General features: G+C 70.8%; 16 protein-coding genes. 5 read left to right on the top strand and 11 right to left on the bottom strand.

Going from position 1 to position 18,419, the window contains the following annotated elements; genetic code table 11:
- From ABNT58_RS01245 to ABNT58_RS01220, 6 genes are all read right to left on the bottom strand, one after another.
- On the bottom strand, positions 1-1,997 hold a 1,997-nt coding region (locus ABNT58_RS01245), incomplete at its 3' end, for a TonB-dependent receptor (protein ID WP_348751696.1).
- A gap of 125 nt (positions 1,998-2,122) precedes the next feature.
- On the bottom strand, positions 2,123-2,665 hold the full coding sequence (locus tag ABNT58_RS01240; RefSeq protein WP_348751695.1) for a hypothetical protein: 543 nt from the start codon (positions 2,663-2,665) through the stop codon (positions 2,123-2,125).
- Positions 2,666-2,668: 3 nt separating this feature from the next.
- Positions 2,669-3,646, bottom strand: coding sequence for a HupE/UreJ family protein (locus ABNT58_RS01235; protein ID WP_348751694.1), 978 nt, complete (start codon positions 3,644-3,646; stop codon positions 2,669-2,671).
- Positions 3,643-4,512 (bottom strand): peptidylprolyl isomerase, encoded by an 870-nt coding sequence (locus tag ABNT58_RS01230; RefSeq protein WP_348751693.1) that lies wholly within the window; start codon positions 4,510-4,512, stop codon positions 3,643-3,645. The genes ABNT58_RS01235 and ABNT58_RS01230 overlap by 4 nt, the downstream gene beginning before the upstream one ends.
- A gap of 134 nt (positions 4,513-4,646) precedes the next feature.
- Positions 4,647-6,881 carry a hypothetical protein gene (locus ABNT58_RS01225; RefSeq protein WP_348751692.1) on the bottom strand — a complete coding sequence of 745 codons (2,235 nt, stop codon included), beginning with the start codon at positions 6,879-6,881 and terminating at the stop codon, positions 4,647-4,649.
- A gap of 96 nt (positions 6,882-6,977) precedes the next feature.
- Positions 6,978-7,436 (bottom strand): copper chaperone PCu(A)C, encoded by a 459-nt coding sequence (locus tag ABNT58_RS01220; RefSeq protein WP_348751691.1) that lies wholly within the window; start codon positions 7,434-7,436, stop codon positions 6,978-6,980.
- Positions 7,437-7,589: 153 nt separating this feature from the next.
- Between ABNT58_RS01220 and ABNT58_RS01215 the strand changes: the two genes are divergently transcribed.
- From ABNT58_RS01215 to ABNT58_RS01205, 3 genes are all read left to right on the top strand, one after another.
- Entirely contained in the window at positions 7,590-8,213 is a 624-nt protein-coding gene (locus ABNT58_RS01215) for a TIGR02466 family protein (protein WP_348751690.1), read from the top strand.
- A 13-nt stretch (positions 8,214-8,226) separates the two neighbouring features.
- Positions 8,227-10,857 carry a fused MFS/spermidine synthase gene (locus ABNT58_RS01210; RefSeq protein ID WP_348751697.1) on the top strand — a complete coding sequence of 877 codons (2,631 nt, stop codon included), beginning with the start codon at positions 8,227-8,229 and terminating at the stop codon, positions 10,855-10,857.
- A 107-nt stretch (positions 10,858-10,964) separates the two neighbouring features.
- Positions 10,965-11,603 (top strand): PEP-CTERM sorting domain-containing protein, encoded by a 639-nt coding sequence (locus ABNT58_RS01205; RefSeq protein ID WP_348751689.1) that lies wholly within the window; start codon positions 10,965-10,967, stop codon positions 11,601-11,603.
- A 130-nt stretch (positions 11,604-11,733) separates the two neighbouring features.
- Here the strand turns inward: ABNT58_RS01205 and ABNT58_RS01200 are convergent, their stop codons facing one another.
- Positions 11,734-12,648 carry a LysR family transcriptional regulator gene (locus tag ABNT58_RS01200; protein WP_348751688.1) on the bottom strand — a complete coding sequence of 305 codons (915 nt, stop codon included), beginning with the start codon at positions 12,646-12,648 and terminating at the stop codon, positions 11,734-11,736.
- A gap of 98 nt (positions 12,649-12,746) precedes the next feature.
- Here ABNT58_RS01200 and ABNT58_RS01195 point away from each other — a divergent pair, with 98 nt between their 5' ends.
- Together ABNT58_RS01195 and ABNT58_RS01190 are read left to right on the top strand one after the other, a co-directional pair.
- Positions 12,747-13,898 (top strand): alpha/beta hydrolase, encoded by a 1,152-nt coding sequence (locus ABNT58_RS01195; protein WP_348751687.1) that lies wholly within the window; start codon positions 12,747-12,749, stop codon positions 13,896-13,898.
- 19 nt (positions 13,899-13,917) lie between these two features.
- Positions 13,918-14,661 (top strand): SDR family oxidoreductase, encoded by a 744-nt coding sequence (locus tag ABNT58_RS01190; RefSeq protein ID WP_348751686.1) that lies wholly within the window; start codon positions 13,918-13,920, stop codon positions 14,659-14,661.
- Here ABNT58_RS01190 and ABNT58_RS01185 read toward each other — a convergent pair.
- From ABNT58_RS01185 to ABNT58_RS01170, 4 genes are all read right to left on the bottom strand, one after another.
- Positions 14,630-16,000 (bottom strand): DUF3526 domain-containing protein, encoded by a 1,371-nt coding sequence (locus tag ABNT58_RS01185; RefSeq protein WP_348751685.1) that lies wholly within the window; start codon positions 15,998-16,000, stop codon positions 14,630-14,632. The two genes, ABNT58_RS01190 and ABNT58_RS01185, sit on opposite strands and share 32 nt — an antisense overlap.
- Positions 15,997-17,478: a DUF3526 domain-containing protein gene (locus ABNT58_RS01180; RefSeq protein WP_348751684.1), complete on the bottom strand. Its 1,482-nt coding sequence runs from the start codon at positions 17,476-17,478 to the stop codon at positions 15,997-15,999. Before ABNT58_RS01180 ends, ABNT58_RS01185 begins: the two co-directional genes overlap by 4 nt.
- On the bottom strand, positions 17,475-18,215 hold the full coding sequence (locus ABNT58_RS01175; RefSeq protein WP_348751683.1) for an ABC transporter ATP-binding protein: 741 nt from the start codon (positions 18,213-18,215) through the stop codon (positions 17,475-17,477). Before ABNT58_RS01175 ends, ABNT58_RS01180 begins: the two co-directional genes overlap by 4 nt.
- Before the next feature lie 11 nt (positions 18,216-18,226).
- Positions 18,227-18,419, bottom strand: a 193-nt coding sequence (locus tag ABNT58_RS01170; RefSeq protein ID WP_348751682.1) for a hypothetical protein, incomplete at its 5' end; no start/stop codon positions are given.

Raw genomic sequence — 18,419 nt, 5'->3', positions numbered from 1 at the left:
GGCACCTGCGACTCGTAGTAGTACTGGATGTCGTCCACCTTGCGGTCGAACAGGTTGAAGACGTCCAGCGTCAGCGCCGTGTTGCGCAGCAGCTGGTAGCCCACCCGAAGGTTGGTGGTCAGCGACGACTTCGAGCGTTGGCTGTTGTCTTCCACCAGCGCGCCGCTGCCCAGGTAGCGCCACTGGATGGAGGCCGACCACGGCCCCAGCTCGCGCACCGTGGCGGCGATGGAGGCCACCTTGTCCACCGCGTTGGGAATGCGGTCGCCGTTGTCGAAGCGGGCATGCGTCCAGGCCAGGTCGGCGTCCAGCAAAAACCACGGCACCGGCGTCCAGCGGTTGTTGAACTCCACGCCGCGGCGGCGGCTGCCCTGGCTGGCTTCGGTGGCGCCGGCATCGCCCACGTACACCAGCTCCGAATCGAAGCGCAGCGCCCACAGCGCGATGGAGCTTTGCAGGCCGGGCAGCGCCTCGGTGCGGGCGCCCAGTTCCCAGCCCTTGGACGAGACCAGCGGCGGCACCGTGTCCACCGCATCGCCGGTCTTGGGGTCGGTGCGGGTGGTGGTGCCGCGCGCGTCGTTGCTGTGGAAGCCGCGGCCGGCATTGACGAAGAACTCGGTCTTCGGCAGCGCCGCAAAAGGCCCGGCGATCAGCGACAGCTTGGGCGAGACCTGCGTATCGCGGCTGCTGCCGCCGTTGGCGGGCAGGCTGATCGCATCGACGCGGTTGCGCACCTGGTCCACGCGCAGGCCGGCCACGCTGCGCAGCCAGGGCGTCAGCTCCACCGCGGTCTGGCCGTACACGCCCACCAGCGTCTCACGCACCGCGTCTTCACGCACGGTGTTGGTGATGCGTCGGGCCACGCTGTCGTACAGGCCGACGTCGATGCGGTCGTGGCGCAGCTGCACGCCCACCTCGCTGCGCGCCGGCAGGCCGGCCAGCTCATGCGGCAGGCTGTGGCTGGCGGCAAAGCCGTAGACGCTGCGGGCGTCCTGCTGCTTGAACTGGTCGCCGGTTTCGGGCCGCTCCAGCGCATAGGTGAAGTTGGAATTGAGGTCGAGCCGGTAGCGCATCGCATAGGCGCTCACCTGGCTGCGGTGGCCGGCGTCGTCGCGGTGCCATTCGCCCGACAGGCTGTAGCGTTCGGTGCTGCCACCGGTGGTGGGGTCCAGTGAATCGAAGCGGTCGAAGCGGCGGCCCTGGTAGGTGGTGCCGATCAGGCGCTCGGGGATCTGGTCGGTGGCGTCCCAGGTGGCGCTGTAGCCCATCAGGCTGGCGCTCCAGCCCTGGGCCGCGGTGCCGGCCGACAGCGTCAGCACGCCGTTGCTCTTTTTCATGTTCTCGGGCACGGTCCACGGCCCGTCGTTGTGCGCGCCCTCGAAGGCGCCCAGCAGCACCATGCCGTTGGGCAGGGTGTAGCTGGCGCCGGCCACGCCGCGGCGGTAGCCGTTTTCGCCCAGGGTCAGCTGGCCGAAGGGCGCGTCCAGCTTGTTCATGTAGACGATGTCGGCCGAGCCGGCGGACGAGAAGTCGCCATTGCGCGCGAAGTAGGGGCCCTTGCGGTATTCCACCCGCTGCACCAGCTCCGGGATCAGGAAGTTGAGGTCGCTGTAGCCCTGGCCGTGGCCGTGGCTGGGCATGTTCACCGGCAGGCCGTTGACGGTGGTGGCGAAGTCGGTGCCATGGTCCAGGTTGAAGCCGCGCAGGAAGTACTGGTTGGCTTTGCCGTCGCCCGAGTGCTGGGTGACGATGAGGCCGGGCACGAACTCCAGCACCTCGCCGGGCCGCAGCGCGGGGCGGCTCTTGAGCAACTCGGCGCGGATCACGCCTTGCGAGGCGGCGTCGCTGCTGCCCACGGCGTTGTCGTAGTGGCGGCCGGTGATTTCCACCGATTGGGGCGTCGCGTCTGCCAGGGTCTGGGCCTGCAGGGCGGTGCCGGTGCAGGCCAGGGCGGCGGCCAGCGCCAGCGGCGCGGGTGCAAAGAGGTGCTTGTTCATGGGGGGCGATGCTAGGTGAGTCTGGGCATACGCGGTCGGGCCGCGCACAGATGCGCCGCCAGCCGCGAGGTCGGGTTTGTCAGGACGGAGTGGCGCCAAGGGGCGCCCAGGCCGCGGGGGGCGGCTCAGCCGGCCTGCGGCGGCCGCTCCAGGCGTGGCACCGCGCGGTGGCGCCAGCGGCGGCGGGGTGGCCGCGGCCAGGCTTGGCGGCGCGCGGCGGTGGCCGGCAGGCGCAGCGCGTAAGCCGGTGCCAGCGGCAGCGTGGCGCTGCCCAGGGCAGCTTCGTCGGCGCCATCGGCGGCCAGCGTGCTGGCGCCTTGGGTCACCACGCTGGGGTCGTGCGCATCGTGGTGGTGCTGCAGCCAAGCGCTGTGGTGGTGCCCGGCGTGGGCATGGTGCGCCTGTTCGGCGGCGTGTTGCAGCTGCTGCTGCCACACGTTGAGCAGCACCGTCAGCCGCGGCCCCAGCAGGCGGGCCAGCAGCCCCTCGGTGGGGCCTTCGGGCTGCGCCTGCAGCGCCACCGCCTGGTGGCGGTGGCTGGGGCCCAGCAGCTTCAAGGTGGCGGCGCTGCTGCCGTACAGCGGCAGTGCCAGGGTCAGGCAGGCCAGCACCAGCGCCCGCAGCCAGTGGGGCCAGCGGCGGGGTGTCAGGTGCCGGCCAGGCCTCACCGCTTATGCCAGGATGCTGACGATGCGGCCGATGGCCCAGTAGGCCGCCACGCCGCCGATGCCGTACAGCGCCGGCGTGCGCGCCTGGCGGAAGGCGGCAAAGCGGTGCAGCGCGCGCCACACCACGAAGGCCAGGCCCACCACCAGCAGCTGGCCGGCTTCCACGCCCACGTTGAAGGTGAGCAGGGCCACCAGCAGGTGGTTGTCGGGCAGGCCGATCTGCTTGAGCGCGCCGGCAAAGCCCAGCCCGTGAACCAGGCCGAACAGGAAAGCCACCAGCGCCGGCCAGCGGCGCGACAGCGTCTGCCGGTGGTGCAGCGCCTCGCCGGCCACCAGCAGGATGGACAGCGCGATGGTGGCTTCCACCGGCGGCGGGCGCAGCGTCAGCCAGCCCATCGCGCTGCTGGCCAGCGTCAGGCTGTGGGCGAAGGTGAAGGCGGTGATGGTGGCCACCAGCCGCTTGTTGAAGCCCACCAGGAACAGCAGGCTGATGACGAACATCAGGTGGTCGAAGCCGCTGAGGATGTGCTCCACACCCAGCACCAGGTAGGCCGAGGCGATCTCGCCCACGCCGCGCGGGTCGTCGGCCGCGCCGTACAGCTGCACCTCGGGCTGGCTGGCCGTCAGCGTGTAGACGCGGCTTTGCCCGTCGAGCCACACCACCTTGACGATGGCGGCCGAATAGCGCTTGCCCACGCCGTCGATGGCCAGCGTGCCCTGCATGCCGCCGGGGCCGCAGCGCAGCATGTTGCCGTCGGGCGTGCAGCTGCGCGGCCACACGGGCTTGAGGTCGTCGTTGTTGCCGCGTTCGCGGGCGGTCCAGTTCCACAGGAACTCGCCCTTGGCGGTTTCGCGCAGCTCCATCTCGGCCATGGTCATCTCATGGCCGTGGGCGGTGTGGGGCAGCAGCCCGGCCAGCAAGGCCAGCCAGGCCATCAAGGCCGGCAGCAGCGGGCGCCACAGGCGCGGCAGCTTGTTCATTTCGCGTCCGCTTCGAGCTTGACGGTGTACTTCTTGCCCAGCGCCCGCACGGCGGCGGTGCGCCGCTCGGCCATCACCTGGTCGGTCCAGTCCTGCAGCACCACGCCGTGCAGCAGTGCGAAGTCGGCGGGCTTGGCGGCGGTGGTGGCGTCCAGGCGCATCACGCGCCAGCCGTCGCGGGTGGGCAGGGCGCGCCAGCTGCCCACCGGGCCTGCTTCCAGCAGCTTGGCAAACTCGGGCCCGTAGGTGTCCACCAGGTTGGCATGCGGCCGGCCCTTGAACACGCGCAGGCCGGCTTCGGTGTTGCCGGGGGTGCCGGCGTTCAAGGCATCGGCAAAGGCGCGGGCCGCGGCTTCGCTGGTGTCGGTGAGCACGGCTTCCTGGAAGTCGTAGCGGCCCGGCTCGTCGTACTTGGCACGGTGGGCCTCGAAGTAGTCCTTGAGCGTCTGTTCGTCGAAGGGCGGCTGCTTGACGTCGGCTTCCACCACGCTCAGGGCCTTGAAGATCACGCGCTCGCGCATGGCCTTGTCGCCGCGGTCCACCTGCATCGCCAGGCCTTCGCGGTACAGCACCTCGTTGTCCAGCCAGGCCTGGCGCAGCGCCTTCAGCTCGGCCTCGTTGGGCTCGCGCCCGCGTGAGGCCTTGAACAGGCCGCGGGCTTCATCGTCCACCTCGCGGGTGATGACGATGGTGCGCGGATCGTCGGCCTGCGACACCAGCCAGTGGTCGACGGCGAACAGCGCGGCACCGATGAGCACGAAGTGCAGCAGCGGCTCGCGCAGCCAGCGCGACAGGGCGCCGGGCATGCGTGGCGCGGCTTCGGGCTGGGTGCGGGTGGGCACGGGAGGGCGGGCGGCAGTGGTCATGTCGATGGCGGCATCAGGCAGTCGGTGGGCCCTCAATAGGGCATGCGCCGCACCGGATGGGCCGGTCGGCGCAGTGGTTCAGGCCAGTGAGGCCGGGGCGGCCTGCGCCGCCCCGGATCGTGCTGCGGCGGCGTTTACTTCACGCCGGCCACGGCGGTGGCGCCTTGCACTTCCACGTAGATCGGGTTGCTGTAGAACCACAGGTCCGACCAGGCCGCCACGTCGAAGGCCACGTACTTCTGGCCGTTGACGGTGGGCAGGTGGGCCGGGCAGCCGTCGATGGTGTCGCCGGTGTAGACGACGTTGTTCGACGGCAGGTTGGTGCCGGCCACGTTGCACGGAATGCGCAGGTTCGCCAGGTTGCTGGCGTTGGTGTGGATGTCGGCCAGCGGGTTGCCGTTGGCGTCGGTCTCGTAGGGCACGGCCGCGGGCAGGTTGCTGCCGCGCAGACGCACGTACTGCGAAGCCTGCACCGCCGGGATGCGGAAGGTCATCTTCTTGTATTCCGCATTGCCGGCCACCGCGGTCCAGGTGGCGCCGTTGAAGGTCTTGATGACCGCCGCGCTGGTGTTCTTGGCCGCGGCCGGCACGTTGGCCATCACCGGGTTGGTCAGCCAGTCGTTCGGCCACTGGCCGGCGTAGCCGGCCGTGCCCGGCTGCTTGTAGCCGGTGACCATGCCGCGCACCACGTCGATGTGGTCCAGCACCGGCATGTTCAGCGGCTGCTGGATGCCCACCTGGGCCAGCGACGGGTTGTTGAAGCTGTACGGCGAGTAGTTCTTGCCGGCCGGGTCGCGCGCCACGATGGACACGATGACCTCGGCGCCCGGGCGCACCACCAGCTTCTCACCCATGGTGGCGCAGCCAGCCACGTCCACGTCGGTGTTGTTCAGCGCGGCGTTCACCGCGATGTTCTCCACCGCGGCGTTGGTGCGCGCACCGATGCCGGGATAGCTGGCGCAGGCCACGAAGGCCAGGCGGTCGATCAGCTGGCCGCTGGCGGCAAAGCTGTTGCCGCTGCGCAGGCCGTCGACGATGGCTTGCGGGCGCAGCTTGGGGTCGGTGCCGTTGCGCACCATCACGTAGTCGCGCTGGTACTCGCCGGGGTAGAAGTCCTGCGTCGAGCGGCGGTCGTCCGGACCGAAGCTGCCGCGGTTGTGCCAGTCGGAGCTGGCGAAGAACCACCAGTTGCGGCCTTCACCCAGCAGCGCGTCCCACACGCCGCCCACCTGCGAGCCGTACACGCCGGTGCCGCCCCAGGTGGTGCCACCGACCGAGTCGGTCAGCACGCCGTTGATGTTGTTGCGCAGGGGCGAGTATTCGCCGCGGTTGTCCGAGGCGCCGTGGCCGGGCTGCGTCTCGAAGCCGAAGGCCACGCGCGGCGCGGTGTTGTTGAAGTTGCGCAGGTGCTCGATGTTGAAGCCGTTGTTGCCGTCCGGGTTGAACGGGCCGGCGCGCTCCAGGTGGGCGGGCACGTAGTAGCTGCCGTTCGGGTGGTTGGCCACCATCCACTTCAGCGCTTCCAGCGTCTTGGCGTGGCCGCGGTCGCCGTTGCCGCTGCCGCTGGCCGGCACCAGCTTCTGGGCCTGGGCGCTCCAGTCGGAGCTGGCGCTGTTCAGGCTGCCCGGCACGGCGCAGTTCCAGTTGTTGCCCACATCGCCGCCCAGCACCGAGTTGCCGCGGCTGGTGTCGGTGTCGTTGCGGTCGAAGCAGTATTCCCACTGCGCCAGCGCGGTGGCGTTGCCCAGCGGCGTGTAGCCCTTGGTGGTGGGCAGCGTGGCCTTGTCCAGCGATGCCGGCATCTGGCCGGTGATCACCGAGGCCGAGACGTGTTCATGCCCGGGGGCCACGGTCTCGATGCCGACGAACATCGGCTTGTTCTTGTAGGCGGCCAGGTACTCCATCACCGGGTACTGGAACTCCTGCAGCGACTGCCAGCGCCACATCACCTGGCCGGGGGCGCTGCCCGAGACGCGGCCCTTGGGCTGCACTGCGGGGTTGCTGCTTTGCCAGGTGGTGGTCGGGCCTTGCAGGTTGCCGTTGCTGTCGTAGTTCAGCGGGTAGGCCGGGGTGGCCAGGCTGGCGTCTTCCACCAGCGTGCAGTTGCGGTTGCCGCTGCCGCCGTGGCCGGCCTGGACGAACCAGTCCAGGCCCCAGGGCGTGTCGGTCTTGTCGGTGACCTTCTTGACCAGCTTCTGCATCGAGATGGAGCCATCCGAGCAGGTGGTGTGGTTGTGGAAGTCGCCGGTGACGTAGGTGCCGGCCGGCTTGGCAGCGCTGGCGACCTGCGGTGCGGCCACCAGCACCGTGGTGCCGAGGGCGGCGATGGCGGCCAGCGCGATGGGCGCGGGGCGGAAGACGGGTTTCATGCGGTTCTCTCCTCTGACGTGTAGCTGTGTGCAATGCGGGACCAACGAGCGGCGCGATGCTAGGCAGGCGCCATGACCACGGCGTGACGCGCGTGGTCAGCCGAAGCGCACGTAATCGATGTTGAGCGTGGCCGGCACCGGGCCGCCGTGCTCGAAGACCAGGGTCATCGGGTAGGTGCGGGCCACCTCCAGCGGGTGCTTCAGCCCCACCAGGCGCAGAAAGCTGCGGTCTTCGCGCAGCCAGGTCTCTTCGCCTTCGGGGATCACGAAGTCCACGCTGGGGCGGGCCAGCTCGCCGCCGATCTCGGCGCCTTCGGCCACCGGTGTCTGCACGCCGATCAGGCGGTCGGCGCGGGTCACCTCGTCGAACTTCATCGTCACCGCGATGCTGGTCTCGCCCGGCTGCGTGGCCCGGGTGTAGGGGTGGGTGATGCGCAGGTTGGGGCTGAAGTATTCGCAGGCGCGGGCTTGCGGCAGCAGGCCGGCAAGGCCCAGCGACAGGCCGGCCTGCAGGCCGCTGTACAGCAGCCGGCGGCGGTGGATGGGGTGGTTCATGAACTTCTCCTCGAGGCACGGCACGCTAGGCGGCCTTGGTGACCGCCCAATGACGCCGCGATGACAGCCGGCGCGCTGTCACGCGCCTGTCTTCGAAGCGCCATAGAGTCCGCGGCCACCCCCAACCCATGCCCTGCCGCAGGACCCCGCTCGATGGACGAGGTGATCGGACTCTTTGCCACGCCCTTCATGCGGCTGCCCGGCGCGCTGGACGCGCCGCTGGTCAAAGCCCTGGTCGAGCATTTTTCGGCCCGGGCCGCGGTGGAGAACAACAGCTCGGCGCAGCTGTCGCACACCCGCATGCTCAAGCCCAGCGACAGCCCGCTGCTGGTGGCGGTGGCCGAGCGCGTCACGCCCCGGCTGGCCGACTTCGGCGCGCTGCTGTTCGGTGAGCGGCTGGGCTGGTCGCTCAAGGAGATGTGGGTCAACGTCCTGGCGCAGGGCGGCCGCCAGGCCATGCACAACCATGCCAACAGCTTCATCTCGGGCGTGGTGTACCTGACGCCCACCCACCCCGATGCGCGCACCGTGTTCATGAAGGCGCCGGGCGGCACCGACTTCTCGTTCAAGAACGACCATGAAGGCAGCCGCACCGGCCCCTACAACGCCGACAAGTGGATCAGCCCCCAGCCCGAACCCGGCGACCTGGTGCTGTTTCCCAGCTACCTGATGCATGCCGTGCCCCCCAACCCCGGGGAGCAGCGCATCACCCTGGCCTTCAATGCCATCCCCACGCGGCTGGATTCCTGGGGCTACCGCATCGGCTTTACCGGATAGCCTGAACTTGTCCATGCAAGCTGCCGCCACCTTGCCCGCACCGGCCGCCCGCCTGGCCGGGCGCAGCGGCTGGCGTGCCGCGCTGGCCTTGATGCTGGCCTCTGGCGCTTCGGCGCTGGGCTACCAGATCGCCTGGACGCAGCAGGCCTCCTTGTGGCTGGGGCATGAGACGGCGGCGGTGCTGGCCGTGGTGGCGGCCTTTTTCGGCGGCCTGGGCCTGGGGGCGCTGCTGCTGTCGCCGCGCATCGGCCGCAGTGCGCGGCCTGCGCGCTGGTACGCCGGCTGCGAACTGGTCATCGGCGGCTGGAGCCTGGTGCTGGCGCTGCTGATGGCGCCCGCGGCCGAGCTGATGCTCGCACTCACCGGGCCGCAGCCCGGCGTGGCCTGGCAATGGGGCGTGGCCTTCATCGGCAGCTTGGTGCTGCTGCTGCCGGCCACCGCCGCCATGGGCGCCACGCTGCCCGCAATGGAGCGGGTGCTGGCCCCGCTGCGCGGCGATGGGGCCGCCACCGACGATGCCGGCCGCCGCCTGGCGCTGCTGTACGCGGGCAACACCGCCGGCGCGGTGCTGGGCGTGCTGGCCGTGGCCTTCTGGGCGGTGCCCACCTGGGGCCTGGCCCGCACCGCCGCGGCCTGCGCGGCGCTCAACCTGTTGTGCGCGGTGCTGGCGGTGTCGGTGTTCGACCGCGTGCACAAACCCGCGCCCGTCAGTGCTGCTTCAGCAAGCAGTTCGGCGCATGGCAGCGTCCGCTGGCCCGCCTTGCTGGCCGCCACCGGCGCCCTGGGCATCGGCTACGAAGTGCTGGTGGTGCGCGTGCTCAGCCAGGTGACGGAAAACACCGTCTACACCTTTGCCATGCTGCTGGCGGTGTACCTGGTGGGCAGCGCCATCGGCGCGGCGCTATACGCCCGCTGGCGCCGCCGCGCCACGCCGCAGGCGGCCGGCGACGCCAGCGTGCGCGACCGTCTGCTGGCCGCACTGGCCGCGGCCTGCCTGGCGGGCACTGCGGCGCTGTATGGGGCCGAGGCCTTGAAGGCCGCCGCCGTCGACACCTTGCTGCCGCTGGCTGGGGCCAGCCTGGCCGCGCCGCTGGCGGCCGAGGCGCTGCTGGCGCTGGTGGCCTTTTTGCCGCCCACGCTGGTGATGGGCTCCTTGTTCAGCCACCTGTGCAGCCAGGCCGCGCAAGCCGGCATCGGCTGGGGCCGCTGCCTGGGCTGGAACACGCTGGGCGCAGCGGCGGCGCCATTGGCCTTCGGCGTGCTGGCGGTGCCGGCCCTGGGCGCCAAGGCGGCGCTGCTGCTGGTGGCCGCCGGCTACCTGGCACTGTGCAGCGCCGGTGCCTGGGCCCGCGCCCCGGCCTGGGCGGTGGTGTGTGCCGGCCTGCTGCTGGCCCTGGCCACACCGCCGCTGCGCTTCGTGGAGCTGCCGGAAGGCGGCCGCATCGTGCGCTACACCGAGGGGCCGATGGCCGCCGTCAGCGTGGTGGAAGACGCGCAAGGCGTGGCCCGGCTGCGCATCAACAACCGGCAGCAGGAAGGCAGCAGCGCCACGCTGGCGGCCGATGCCCGCCAGGCACTGCTGCCGCTGCTGTTGCACCCGCAGCCGCAGCGTGCGCTGTTCCTGGGGCTGGGCACCGGGCTCACCGCCACCACCGCCGCGCAGGACGCGGCGCTGCAGGTGGATGCGGTGGAGCTGCTGCCCGAGGTCATCGAAGCAGCGGCCGACTTCCGCGAGCGGGTGTTCGAAGGCCAGCCCCAGCCGCGCCTGCACCCCCTGGCGGCCGACGCCCGCCGCTATGTGCGCACCAGCGACCAGCGCTACGACCTGATCGTGGCCGACAACTTCCACCCGGCGCGCAGTGGTTCGGGGGCGCTGTACACGGTGGAACATTTCCGCGCGGTGCAGGCGAGGCTGGCCCCAGGCGGCTTGTTCTGCCAGTGGCTGCCGCTGCACCAGCTGGACCTGGCCACGCTGCGCAGCATCGTGCGCAGCTTCCAGGCGGTGTACCCGCAGGCGCTGATGGTGCTGGCCACCAACAGCCTGGAAACGCCGGTGGTGGGCCTGCTGGCGCAGCAGTCGCCATCGCCCTGGTCACTGGCAGCGGTGCAGGCCCGGGTGGAGAGCGCGGCGCTGCCGGTGCGGCCGGCCGTCTTCGGCCTGCCCGATGCGTGGGCGGTGCTGGGCAGCTTCATCGCCGGCCCGGCGGCGCTGGCGCAGTGGTCGGCGGGCGCGCCGCTCAACACCGACGACCATCCGGTGGTGGCCTATGCCGCGCCGCGCATCACCTACGTGGCCGATTCATTGCCGCGCGACCGGCTGCTGAGCCTGCTGCAGCAGGTGCGGCTGCAGCCGGCCGAGCTGCTGGGTGCGCAGGCCGCGCCGGCCGATGCGGCGCGGCTGGCGGCCTACGGCGCGGCGCGCCAGCGCTTCCTGCAGGCCGGGCGCGACGTCAAGCCTTCGGCCGACGTGCGCCACATGCTGGCCCAGCTGCGCGAACCGCTGCTGGCGGTGCTGCGCACCAGCCCCGACTTCCAGCCCGCCGCCGAGCCGCTGCGGCGCATGGCCACTGCCTTGGCGGCCAGCGACCCGGTGGCCGCGCGCGCGCTGCAGCTGGAGCTCGACCGCACGCTGGCCGCCCATTGAGGGGGTGGCCGCGGTGACCGGCAGGGGCCACCGCCTTCAAGCTGTCAAAAACCGTCCCTAGACTGGTTTGAACCTGTACCGACACTATCACACGAGGAGGTAGTCCCATGAAGCATCTCGCGCTCATCGCCGCGCTGGCCACCGCCGCCGCTGCGCCGGCTTTCGCTGCCAGCCCCATCACCCTGACCTTCGAGGGCGTGGGCGACTACGGCACCGAAGTGGGCGAGTTCTACAACGGCGGCACCAGCGGTGCCGGCAACATGGGCAGCAACGTCGGCGTGTCCTTCACCTCGCCGATGCTGTCGCTGACCAACGACGTGCTGGGCCCGTATTTCTCGAACGCACCCAGCGCCGGCACCGTGGCCTTCGTGCAGGGCGGCGACGCCTTCGTCAACGTGGCCGCCGGCTTCTCGGGCTACCTGTCGTTCTTCTATGCCTCTGCTGCGCAGCTGAACAACACGGTCAACGTGTACTCGGGCCTCAACGGCACCGGCACGCTGCTGGGCTCGATGAGCCTGAACGCCAATGCCACCGCCGGCTGCAGCGACACGGCCTTCTGCAACTGGGAAAAGACCAGCCTGGTGTTCGGTGGCCTGGCCCGATCGATCCAGTTCGCGGACACGCAAGGCACCGTCGCCTTCGACAACCTGACGCTGGCCCCGGTGCCCGAGCCCAGCACCTATGCGCTGATGGCCGGTGGCCTGGGCGCCATGCTGTTCCTGGCTCGCCGTCGACGTCAGGACTGAGTCTTTCATCAACGACAACCGCGGCGCCGGTGGCGCCGCACCGGTGCAGCCGGCCGGTCCAGCCGCTGCACCGCCTTCAAGGCCCGCTTCACCCTGGCCGGGGTGGGCGGGCTTGTTTTTTGAGGCGGCTTCAGCTGCGCTTGCGCATCCGCGCCGGCGGCTGGCGCAGCGCGTCCACCACCAGCGAGAAGGCCGGTGATGGCTGGCGGCGGTGCGGGTAGTACAGGTAGTAGCCCTCGAAAGGCGGGCACCAGTCTTCCAGCACGCGTTGCAGCCGGCCCTCTTCCAGGTGCGGCGCAAACTCTTCTTCGGGCAGGTAGGCGATGCCCAGCCCCAGCAGGGCCGCCTGCACGATGTGCGGCGTGCTGTTGAGCGTGACCTGGCCGTCCACCCGCACCTTCAGCGCCTTGCCGCGGCGCTCGAACTCCCAGGCATACAGCCCGCCCAGCGTGGGAAAGCGCAGGTTGATGCAGCGGTGCTGCGTCAGCTCGTGCGGCGTGCGGGGCGGCGCCTGCCGCGCGAAGTAGTCGGGCGATGCCACTGCGGCCATGCGCAGCCGCGGGCCCAGCGGCACGGCGATCATGTCCTTGTCGATGGTGTCGCCCAGGCGCACGCCGGCATCGAAGCGGTCGGCCACGATGTCGCGAAAGCCGTAGTTCATGTCGAACTCGAGCTGGATGTCGGGGTAGGCCAGCAGCAGCGGCGCCAGCCGCGGCAGCAGTGTGTGGCGCAGCACATGGTCGCCGCAGGTGATGCGCACCGTGCCGGAGGGCTTGTCGCGCAGCGCGGACAGCTCGTCCAGTTCGGTCTCGATCTCGTCGAAGCGGTGGCCGATGGCCCGCAGCAGCCGCTCACCGGCCGCGGTGGGCGACACGCTGCGCGTGGTGCGGGTGAGCAGCCGGATTTCCAGCCGCGCCTCCAGCCCGCTGATGGCCTGGCTGAGCGCCGACTGCGTGACGCCCAGATGCGCCGCCGCGCGGGTGAAGCTGCCTTCGCGCGCGACGGTGACGAAGGACAGCAGGTCGTTGAGGTTGCGCTTGATCACGACGCCAGTGTCCCACGCGGATTGATCAGCCAGGCTAATTGAACATAGAAGCTTTGATTAGCTAGTCAAGCCGGCCGCGGATTTCCAGAATCCGCTCCATGAACCAACCGCTTGAAAGCCCTGGCGCGCAGGGCATGGACCGTCGCAGCGCGCTCATGATCAGCGCCGCCACCCTGGGCGTGGCCAGCCTGGGTGCCCAGGCCGCACCGCAGGCCGTCAGCCCCGCGCTGGCTTTGGGTAGCGCCTGGGACAAGACCTTCCCCCGCAGCGACAAGGTCGTGCACCGCAAGGTGAGCTTTCGCAACCGCTACGGCATCACGCTGGCGGCCGATCTCTATCAACCCAAGGGCGCTGCAGGCCGGCTGGCTGCACTGGCCATCGGCGGGCCCTTCGGCGCGGTCAAGGAACAGTCGTCGGGCCTGTATGCGCAGACCCTGGCCGAGCGCGGCTTTCTCACGCTGGCCTTCGATCCTTCGTACACCGGTGAAAGCGGCGGCCTGCCGCGGAACGTGGCCTCGCCCGACATCAACACCGAAGACTTCAGCGCCGCGGTGGACTTTCTGGGCCTGCTGCCCAACGTCGACCGTCAGCGCATCGGGGCCATCGGCATTTGCGGCTTTGCCGGCATGGTGCTGACGGCGGCGTCCGTCGATCCGCGCATCAAGGCGGTGGCCACCACCTCGATGTACGACATGTCGCGCAGCATCAGCCGCGGCTACCAGGATGGCTACACGCTGGCGCAACGCCGGCAGATCCTGGCGTACCTGGGCCAGCAGCGCTGGGCTGATGCGGAAAGCGGCCGCTACGCGCCCGGCCTGCACGAGGTGCCGTTCGATGCCGAAGGCCACATGGTTCGCAGCACGCGCGGGCTGCCCGAAACGCTGCCCGCCGATGCCAACCCGGTGCTGCGTGCGTTCTTCAACTACTACCGCCAGCCGCGCGGCTTCCACCCGCGCAGCATCAACTCCACCACGGCGTGGACGGCCACCACGCCGATGGCGTTCTTCGCCTTTCCGATGGCGGCGCACATCGAGATGATCGCGCCGCGTCCGCTGCTGCTGGTGGCCGGCGAAAACGCGCATTCGCGCTACTACTCGGAAGACGCTTACCGCGAAGCGGCCAGCCCGAAGGAACTGCTGATCGTGCCGGGTGCCGACCATGTCGACCTGTACGACCGGCTGGACAAGATCCCCTTCGACCGGCTCACCGCCTTCTTCCGCCAACACCTGGCCGCGCCTGCAGCGGCCTGACCTTCACCAGGAAACCCTCATGATCAAGGACAAGGTCGTCATCATCACCGGTGCTTCTTCCGGCATCGGCGAAGCCACCGCCCGGATGCTGGCCAGCCGCGGCGCCAAGGTGGTGCTGGGCGCACGCCGCGAAGACCGGCTGCAGCAGATCGCGCAGGACATCCGCGCCAGCGGCGGCGCCGTGGTCTGGCGCACGTTGGACGTGACCCGCCAGGAAGACAACGACCGGCTGGTTGAGCTGGCCAAGGCCGAGTTCGGTCGCGTGGACGTCACGTTCCTCAACGCCGGCCTGATGCCCGTCTCGCCGCTGTCGGCGATGAAAACGCACGAGTGGCAGCAGATGGTGGACGTCAACATCACCGGCGTGCTCAACGGCGTGGCGGCGGTGCTGCCCAGCTTCGTCGCGCAGAAGTCGGGCCAGGTGATCGCCACCTCATCGGTGGCAGGCCTGAAGGCTTATCCGGGCTGTGCGGTGTACGGCGGCAGCAAGTGGTTCGTGCGCAACTTCATGGAAGTGCTGCGCATGGAATCGGCGATGGAAGGCACGAACATCCGCACCACCACCGTCTACCCGGCGGCGATCAACACCGAGCTGCTGGGCAGCATCAGCGATGCTTCCACGCTGGGCGCGATGCAGGGCCTGTACCAGACCTACGGCATCTCGCCCGAGCGCATCGCCAGCGCGGTGGCCTTCGCGATCGACCAGCCGGAAGACACCGCGGTCAGCGAACTCACCGTCGGTCCGGCCAACCAGCCCTGGTAGGCCAGCGCCAAGCCAGCGCAGCCGCCACCAGCGCGGCCACGGCCAGGCCGGCCAGAGACGCGCCCGCCACCTCTTCAGGCCGCGGGCGGGCCACGAAGCGCGGCTGCGCCGCGAAGTCGTGGCGGGTGAAGCGCCGCTCGTCGAACAGGTAGGGGTAGTAGTACTGCCGCAGCCGCGCATGGAAGGCGGCGATGTCGTCCTGGTAGGCCAGCTGGGCCTGCAGGTCGGTGTCGGCCTGGCGGTGCAGCGCCGTCTGCACGCCCACGCCGGGCAGCAGCCAGCCCAGCCGGGCCGTCCACTGCTGGCGGGCCTGCAGGCTGGCGCGGTAGGCCTGGAACGCGTCGGCCACCGATTCATCGCCCAGTTGCTGGAAGGCGTAGTACCACTTCCAGCTGAAGCCGGCCGGCAGCGCCGTGCTGTGCCGCCACTGCGGATGCGTCTGGAAGAAGCGCTGCAGCGTGGCCTCGCGCGGTTCGTCCCAGGCGCCGTGCACCGCCTGCCGCTGCGCCAGCATCAGGTCCACGCCCTGGTGCACCGGCACCGCGCGGGCCAGCACCGCATTGGCCAGCGTGGGCAGCAGCAGCGTCAGCAGCACCCAGCCGCCCACCAGCGCGGTGGCACTGGCGGCCGGGCTGGCGATGCGGGTGGCCAGCACCACCGACAGCGCCGCCCAGAACAGCACATAGGCCGTGGTGGCCGCCACCACGCCGGCCAGCAGTCGCACCGGCATGCCCTGCCACAGGGCCGCGGCCAGCACCGGCAGCAGCAGGCCACCCAGGGCCAGCCCCGCGCGCAGGCCGGCGCGGCGCAGCCACAGCCCGCGCCCGCTGCCGCCAGGCAAGGCCAGCAGCAGCCCCAGCCGGCCGGCCCGCCGCTCGCCCGACACCAGGTCGTACAGCAGCGCGATCAGCACCAGCGGCGCCAGGTACACGAGCACGAAGGCATAGTCGAAGCGACCCGCCAGCGCCAGCTCGGGGTTGAAGGTCTCGCCTTCATGCAGCTGCGCCTGCAGCGCCAGCGCACGCACGCGCAGCACGTAGGGCGTGGCATCGCGCAGGCCCAGCGCCAGGAAGGCGGCCGGCGAAGGCGCATCCCAGGTGTCGTGGAAGGTGTAGTAGGCGGCATTGCCCGCGTCACCGGCGCGGGTGAGCTTGTCGGCCTGCTCTTGCAGCACCTGCTGCTGCAGCTGTGCCAGGTGGGCCAGCGTGTGCTGCTGGCGGGCCACCTCGCGCAGGCCGGCCAGCACCGCCAGCGTGGACAGCGCCAGCAGCAGCACCAGCGCGGCCACGGCCGGCCGGCTGCGCAGCAGCAGGCGTGCTTCATGGGTCCAGGCTTTCATCGCACCAGCCTCCCCAGGCGGCGGGTGGCCGCGGCCAGCAGCAGCGCCAGCACGCCGGCCCAGGCCAGCAGCACCACGGCCGCGGGCGCGGCCCGGCGCAGCGCATCGGTGGCCGGTGGCGGCGTGAAGGAGAAGTCGGCCAGGCCGTGCCAGTGCTCGCGGCCGATGCGCACGTCGCGGGTGGACTTGTCCTGCGTGAACTGCACCTTGTCGGCCTGCAGCTGGTTGAGCGCCTGCACCAGGTGGTAGCGGTATTGCTCGGCCTGCTCGACGAAACGCCGGTAGCTGGCCAGGTCGGTGCCGGCCGCAGCCATGGACACACGGCGCAGCGCCAGCACCGGGCTCAGCAGCGCGAAGCGGTCCACCCATTGCAGCTGGTCGGTCTGGCGGCCGAAGCTCTCGGCGGCATGGCGGTTGAACAGTTCGCTGGTCAGGCGTTCACCTTCCATGCCCAGCAGGCGCTTGTAGTTGACGGGCAGGTCTTCCACCCGGCTGACGCCGTACTGCGCCAGCACCTTCTGCTTGAAGGCGTTGAAGTACGGGTCGTTCGGGTTGTGGCTGTCGCCCAGCGCGGCCAGCTCACGGGCCACCTGGATGTCGGTCTCGAAGCGGGTGGGCAGGGCCAGCAGCGATGCCGCGGCCTCCGGCGCCAGGCGCGGCACCAGCACCACGCTGCAGGCCCAGGCGGCCAGCAGCGCCACCAGCGCATCGCGCCCGCGCGGCAGCCAGGCCGAGACGGCCACCACCGCCAGCACCCACAGCGCCAGCCACAGCCCATGCGCGGCCAGCAGCAGCGCAGCCAGGCCGGCCGGCGCCGTGGTGGTGCCGGCGATGGCGGCCAGCGCCACGGCTGCGGGCAGCAGCATCAGCGCCGCCACGCCGCCCAAGGCCAGCAGCTTGCCGGCCACCAGCTGGCCGGGCCGCAGGCCTTGCGCCAGCAGCACCCGCAGCGTGCCCGATTCACGCTCGCGCGCCACCGATGCATGGCCGATGAACACCAGCAGCAGCGGCGCCAGCACCTGCAGCACGAAGGCGGGCGTGAGCTGGCCGAAGCGCAGCAGCAGCGACGACTGCCGCACGTCGCCGAAGTTGGCGCTGTTCTGCCGGTGGCCTTCCAGGTACAGCGTGTGGCCGGTGTAGCCGTCCACGCCGGGGTCGAAGGCGGCCAGCGGGCTCAGCGGCCGGAACACGAAATGGCCGTAGTGCACCATGCGGTGCGGGTGGCGGTCGGGCTGCGATTCGAATTCTTCATGCGCCTGCGCCTGGTAGCGGCTGCGCTGCGCCTCGGCGCTGCGCTGGCTGTCCCAGGCGGTGAAGGCAGCGGCCACCAGCAGCATCAGCAACAGCGCCAGCGCGGGCAGCGCCACCTTGTCGCGGCGCAGCAGCCGCCACTCTTCCTGGGCGATGCGGCGCACCATGCCGCCAGGGCGCGGGCGGGTGGCCGGCGCGGCATGGGCCACGGGCACGGCGGCCGTCATGCCGCCACCTCGGGCGCGGCATAACGCTGGTGCAGCTGGCGCACGTCGAAGCGTTCGCTGCCGGCGGCGGCCACTTCCTCGCGCAGGCGGCCACCGTCGATGAAGCCGATGCGGTCGGCCACGTCTGCCGCGCCCAGCAGGTCGTGGGTGACCATCAGTACCGCCACGCCCTGGTCCCGCAGCCACAGCAGCAGGCGGCTGAATTCGGCGGTGGCGCGTGGGTCCAGGCCCGAGGTGGGCTCGTCCAGCAGCAGCGCCGGCACCCGCCGCGCCAGCGCCAGCGCAATGGCCACCTTCTGCCGCATGCCCTTGGAAAAGCCGCCCACGCGGCGGTCGTGGGCGGCGCTGTCCAGGCCGGCTTCGGCCAGCGCGCGGCCGATGTCGGCCGCCTCGGCCGGCTGGCCGGCCAGGTGCAGCAGGTAGCTCAGGTTCTCGCGCGCGCTGAGGTGCTCGTACAGCGCCACGTTCTCGGGGATGTAGGCCAGCCGGCTGCGGGCGGCGGCAGGCTGGGTCACCGGGTCGAGACCGTCCACCCGCACCTGGCCGGAGGCCGGCTGCAAAAAGCCCAGGAACAGGCTGAGCGTGGTGGTCTTGCCGGCGCCGTTGGCGCCCAGCAGCGCATAGATCTCGCCGGCCTGCACCGTCAGGTCGAGCCCGTGCAGCACGGTGCGCGTGCCGTAGCGGGCGGTCACGGCGCTGGCTTGCAGCACCGGCGGCGGGGGAAGGGTCTCGGTCATCGTGAAGGTCCTCAGAACCGGGCCTGCAGCCCCAGCGTGAAGTTGCGCGGCGTGCCCGGCGTCACCCACACGCGGCTGTAGGAGCTGGTGTAGATGTCGCGGTCAAACACGTTGTCGATGTCCAGCGTCAGCCGCAGCGTGGGCGTGATGCGCCAGTAGCCGGTGAGCTTGGCGGTGGTGTAGGCCGGCAGCTCGAAGGCGGGC

The sequence above is a fragment of the uncultured Aquincola sp. genome (genome assembly GCF_964001545.1).
Classification (GTDB): Bacteria; Pseudomonadota; Gammaproteobacteria; order Burkholderiales; family Burkholderiaceae_C; genus Aquincola.
The sequence above is the reverse complement of the archived record's forward strand: the minus strand, read 5'-3'. Positions and strand labels throughout refer to the sequence as shown.

Coding starts and splice junctions, on each gene's coding strand:
- ABNT58_RS01235 (WP_348751694.1), bottom strand. CDS start 3,646: ATGAACAAGCTGCCGCGCCTGTGGCGCCCGCTGCTGCCGGCCTTGATG.
- ABNT58_RS01230 (WP_348751693.1), bottom strand. CDS start 4,512: ATGACCACTGCCGCCCGCCCTCCCGTGCCCACCCGCACCCAGCCCGAA.
- ABNT58_RS01225 (WP_348751692.1), bottom strand. CDS start 6,881: ATGAAACCCGTCTTCCGCCCCGCGCCCATCGCGCTGGCCGCCATCGCC.
- ABNT58_RS01220 (WP_348751691.1), bottom strand. CDS start 7,436: ATGAACCACCCCATCCACCGCCGCCGGCTGCTGTACAGCGGCCTGCAG.
- ABNT58_RS01215 (WP_348751690.1), top strand. CDS start 7,590: ATGGACGAGGTGATCGGACTCTTTGCCACGCCCTTCATGCGGCTGCCC.
- ABNT58_RS01210 (WP_348751697.1), top strand. CDS start 8,227: ATGCAAGCTGCCGCCACCTTGCCCGCACCGGCCGCCCGCCTGGCCGGG.
- ABNT58_RS01205 (WP_348751689.1), top strand. CDS start 10,965: ATGAAGCATCTCGCGCTCATCGCCGCGCTGGCCACCGCCGCCGCTGCG.
- ABNT58_RS01195 (WP_348751687.1), top strand. CDS start 12,747: ATGAACCAACCGCTTGAAAGCCCTGGCGCGCAGGGCATGGACCGTCGC.
- ABNT58_RS01190 (WP_348751686.1), top strand. CDS start 13,918: ATGATCAAGGACAAGGTCGTCATCATCACCGGTGCTTCTTCCGGCATC.
- ABNT58_RS01185 (WP_348751685.1), bottom strand. CDS start 16,000: ATGAAAGCCTGGACCCATGAAGCACGCCTGCTGCTGCGCAGCCGGCCG.
- ABNT58_RS01180 (WP_348751684.1), bottom strand. CDS start 17,478: ATGACGGCCGCCGTGCCCGTGGCCCATGCCGCGCCGGCCACCCGCCCG.
- ABNT58_RS01175 (WP_348751683.1), bottom strand. CDS start 18,215: ATGACCGAGACCCTTCCCCCGCCGCCGGTGCTGCAAGCCAGCGCCGTG.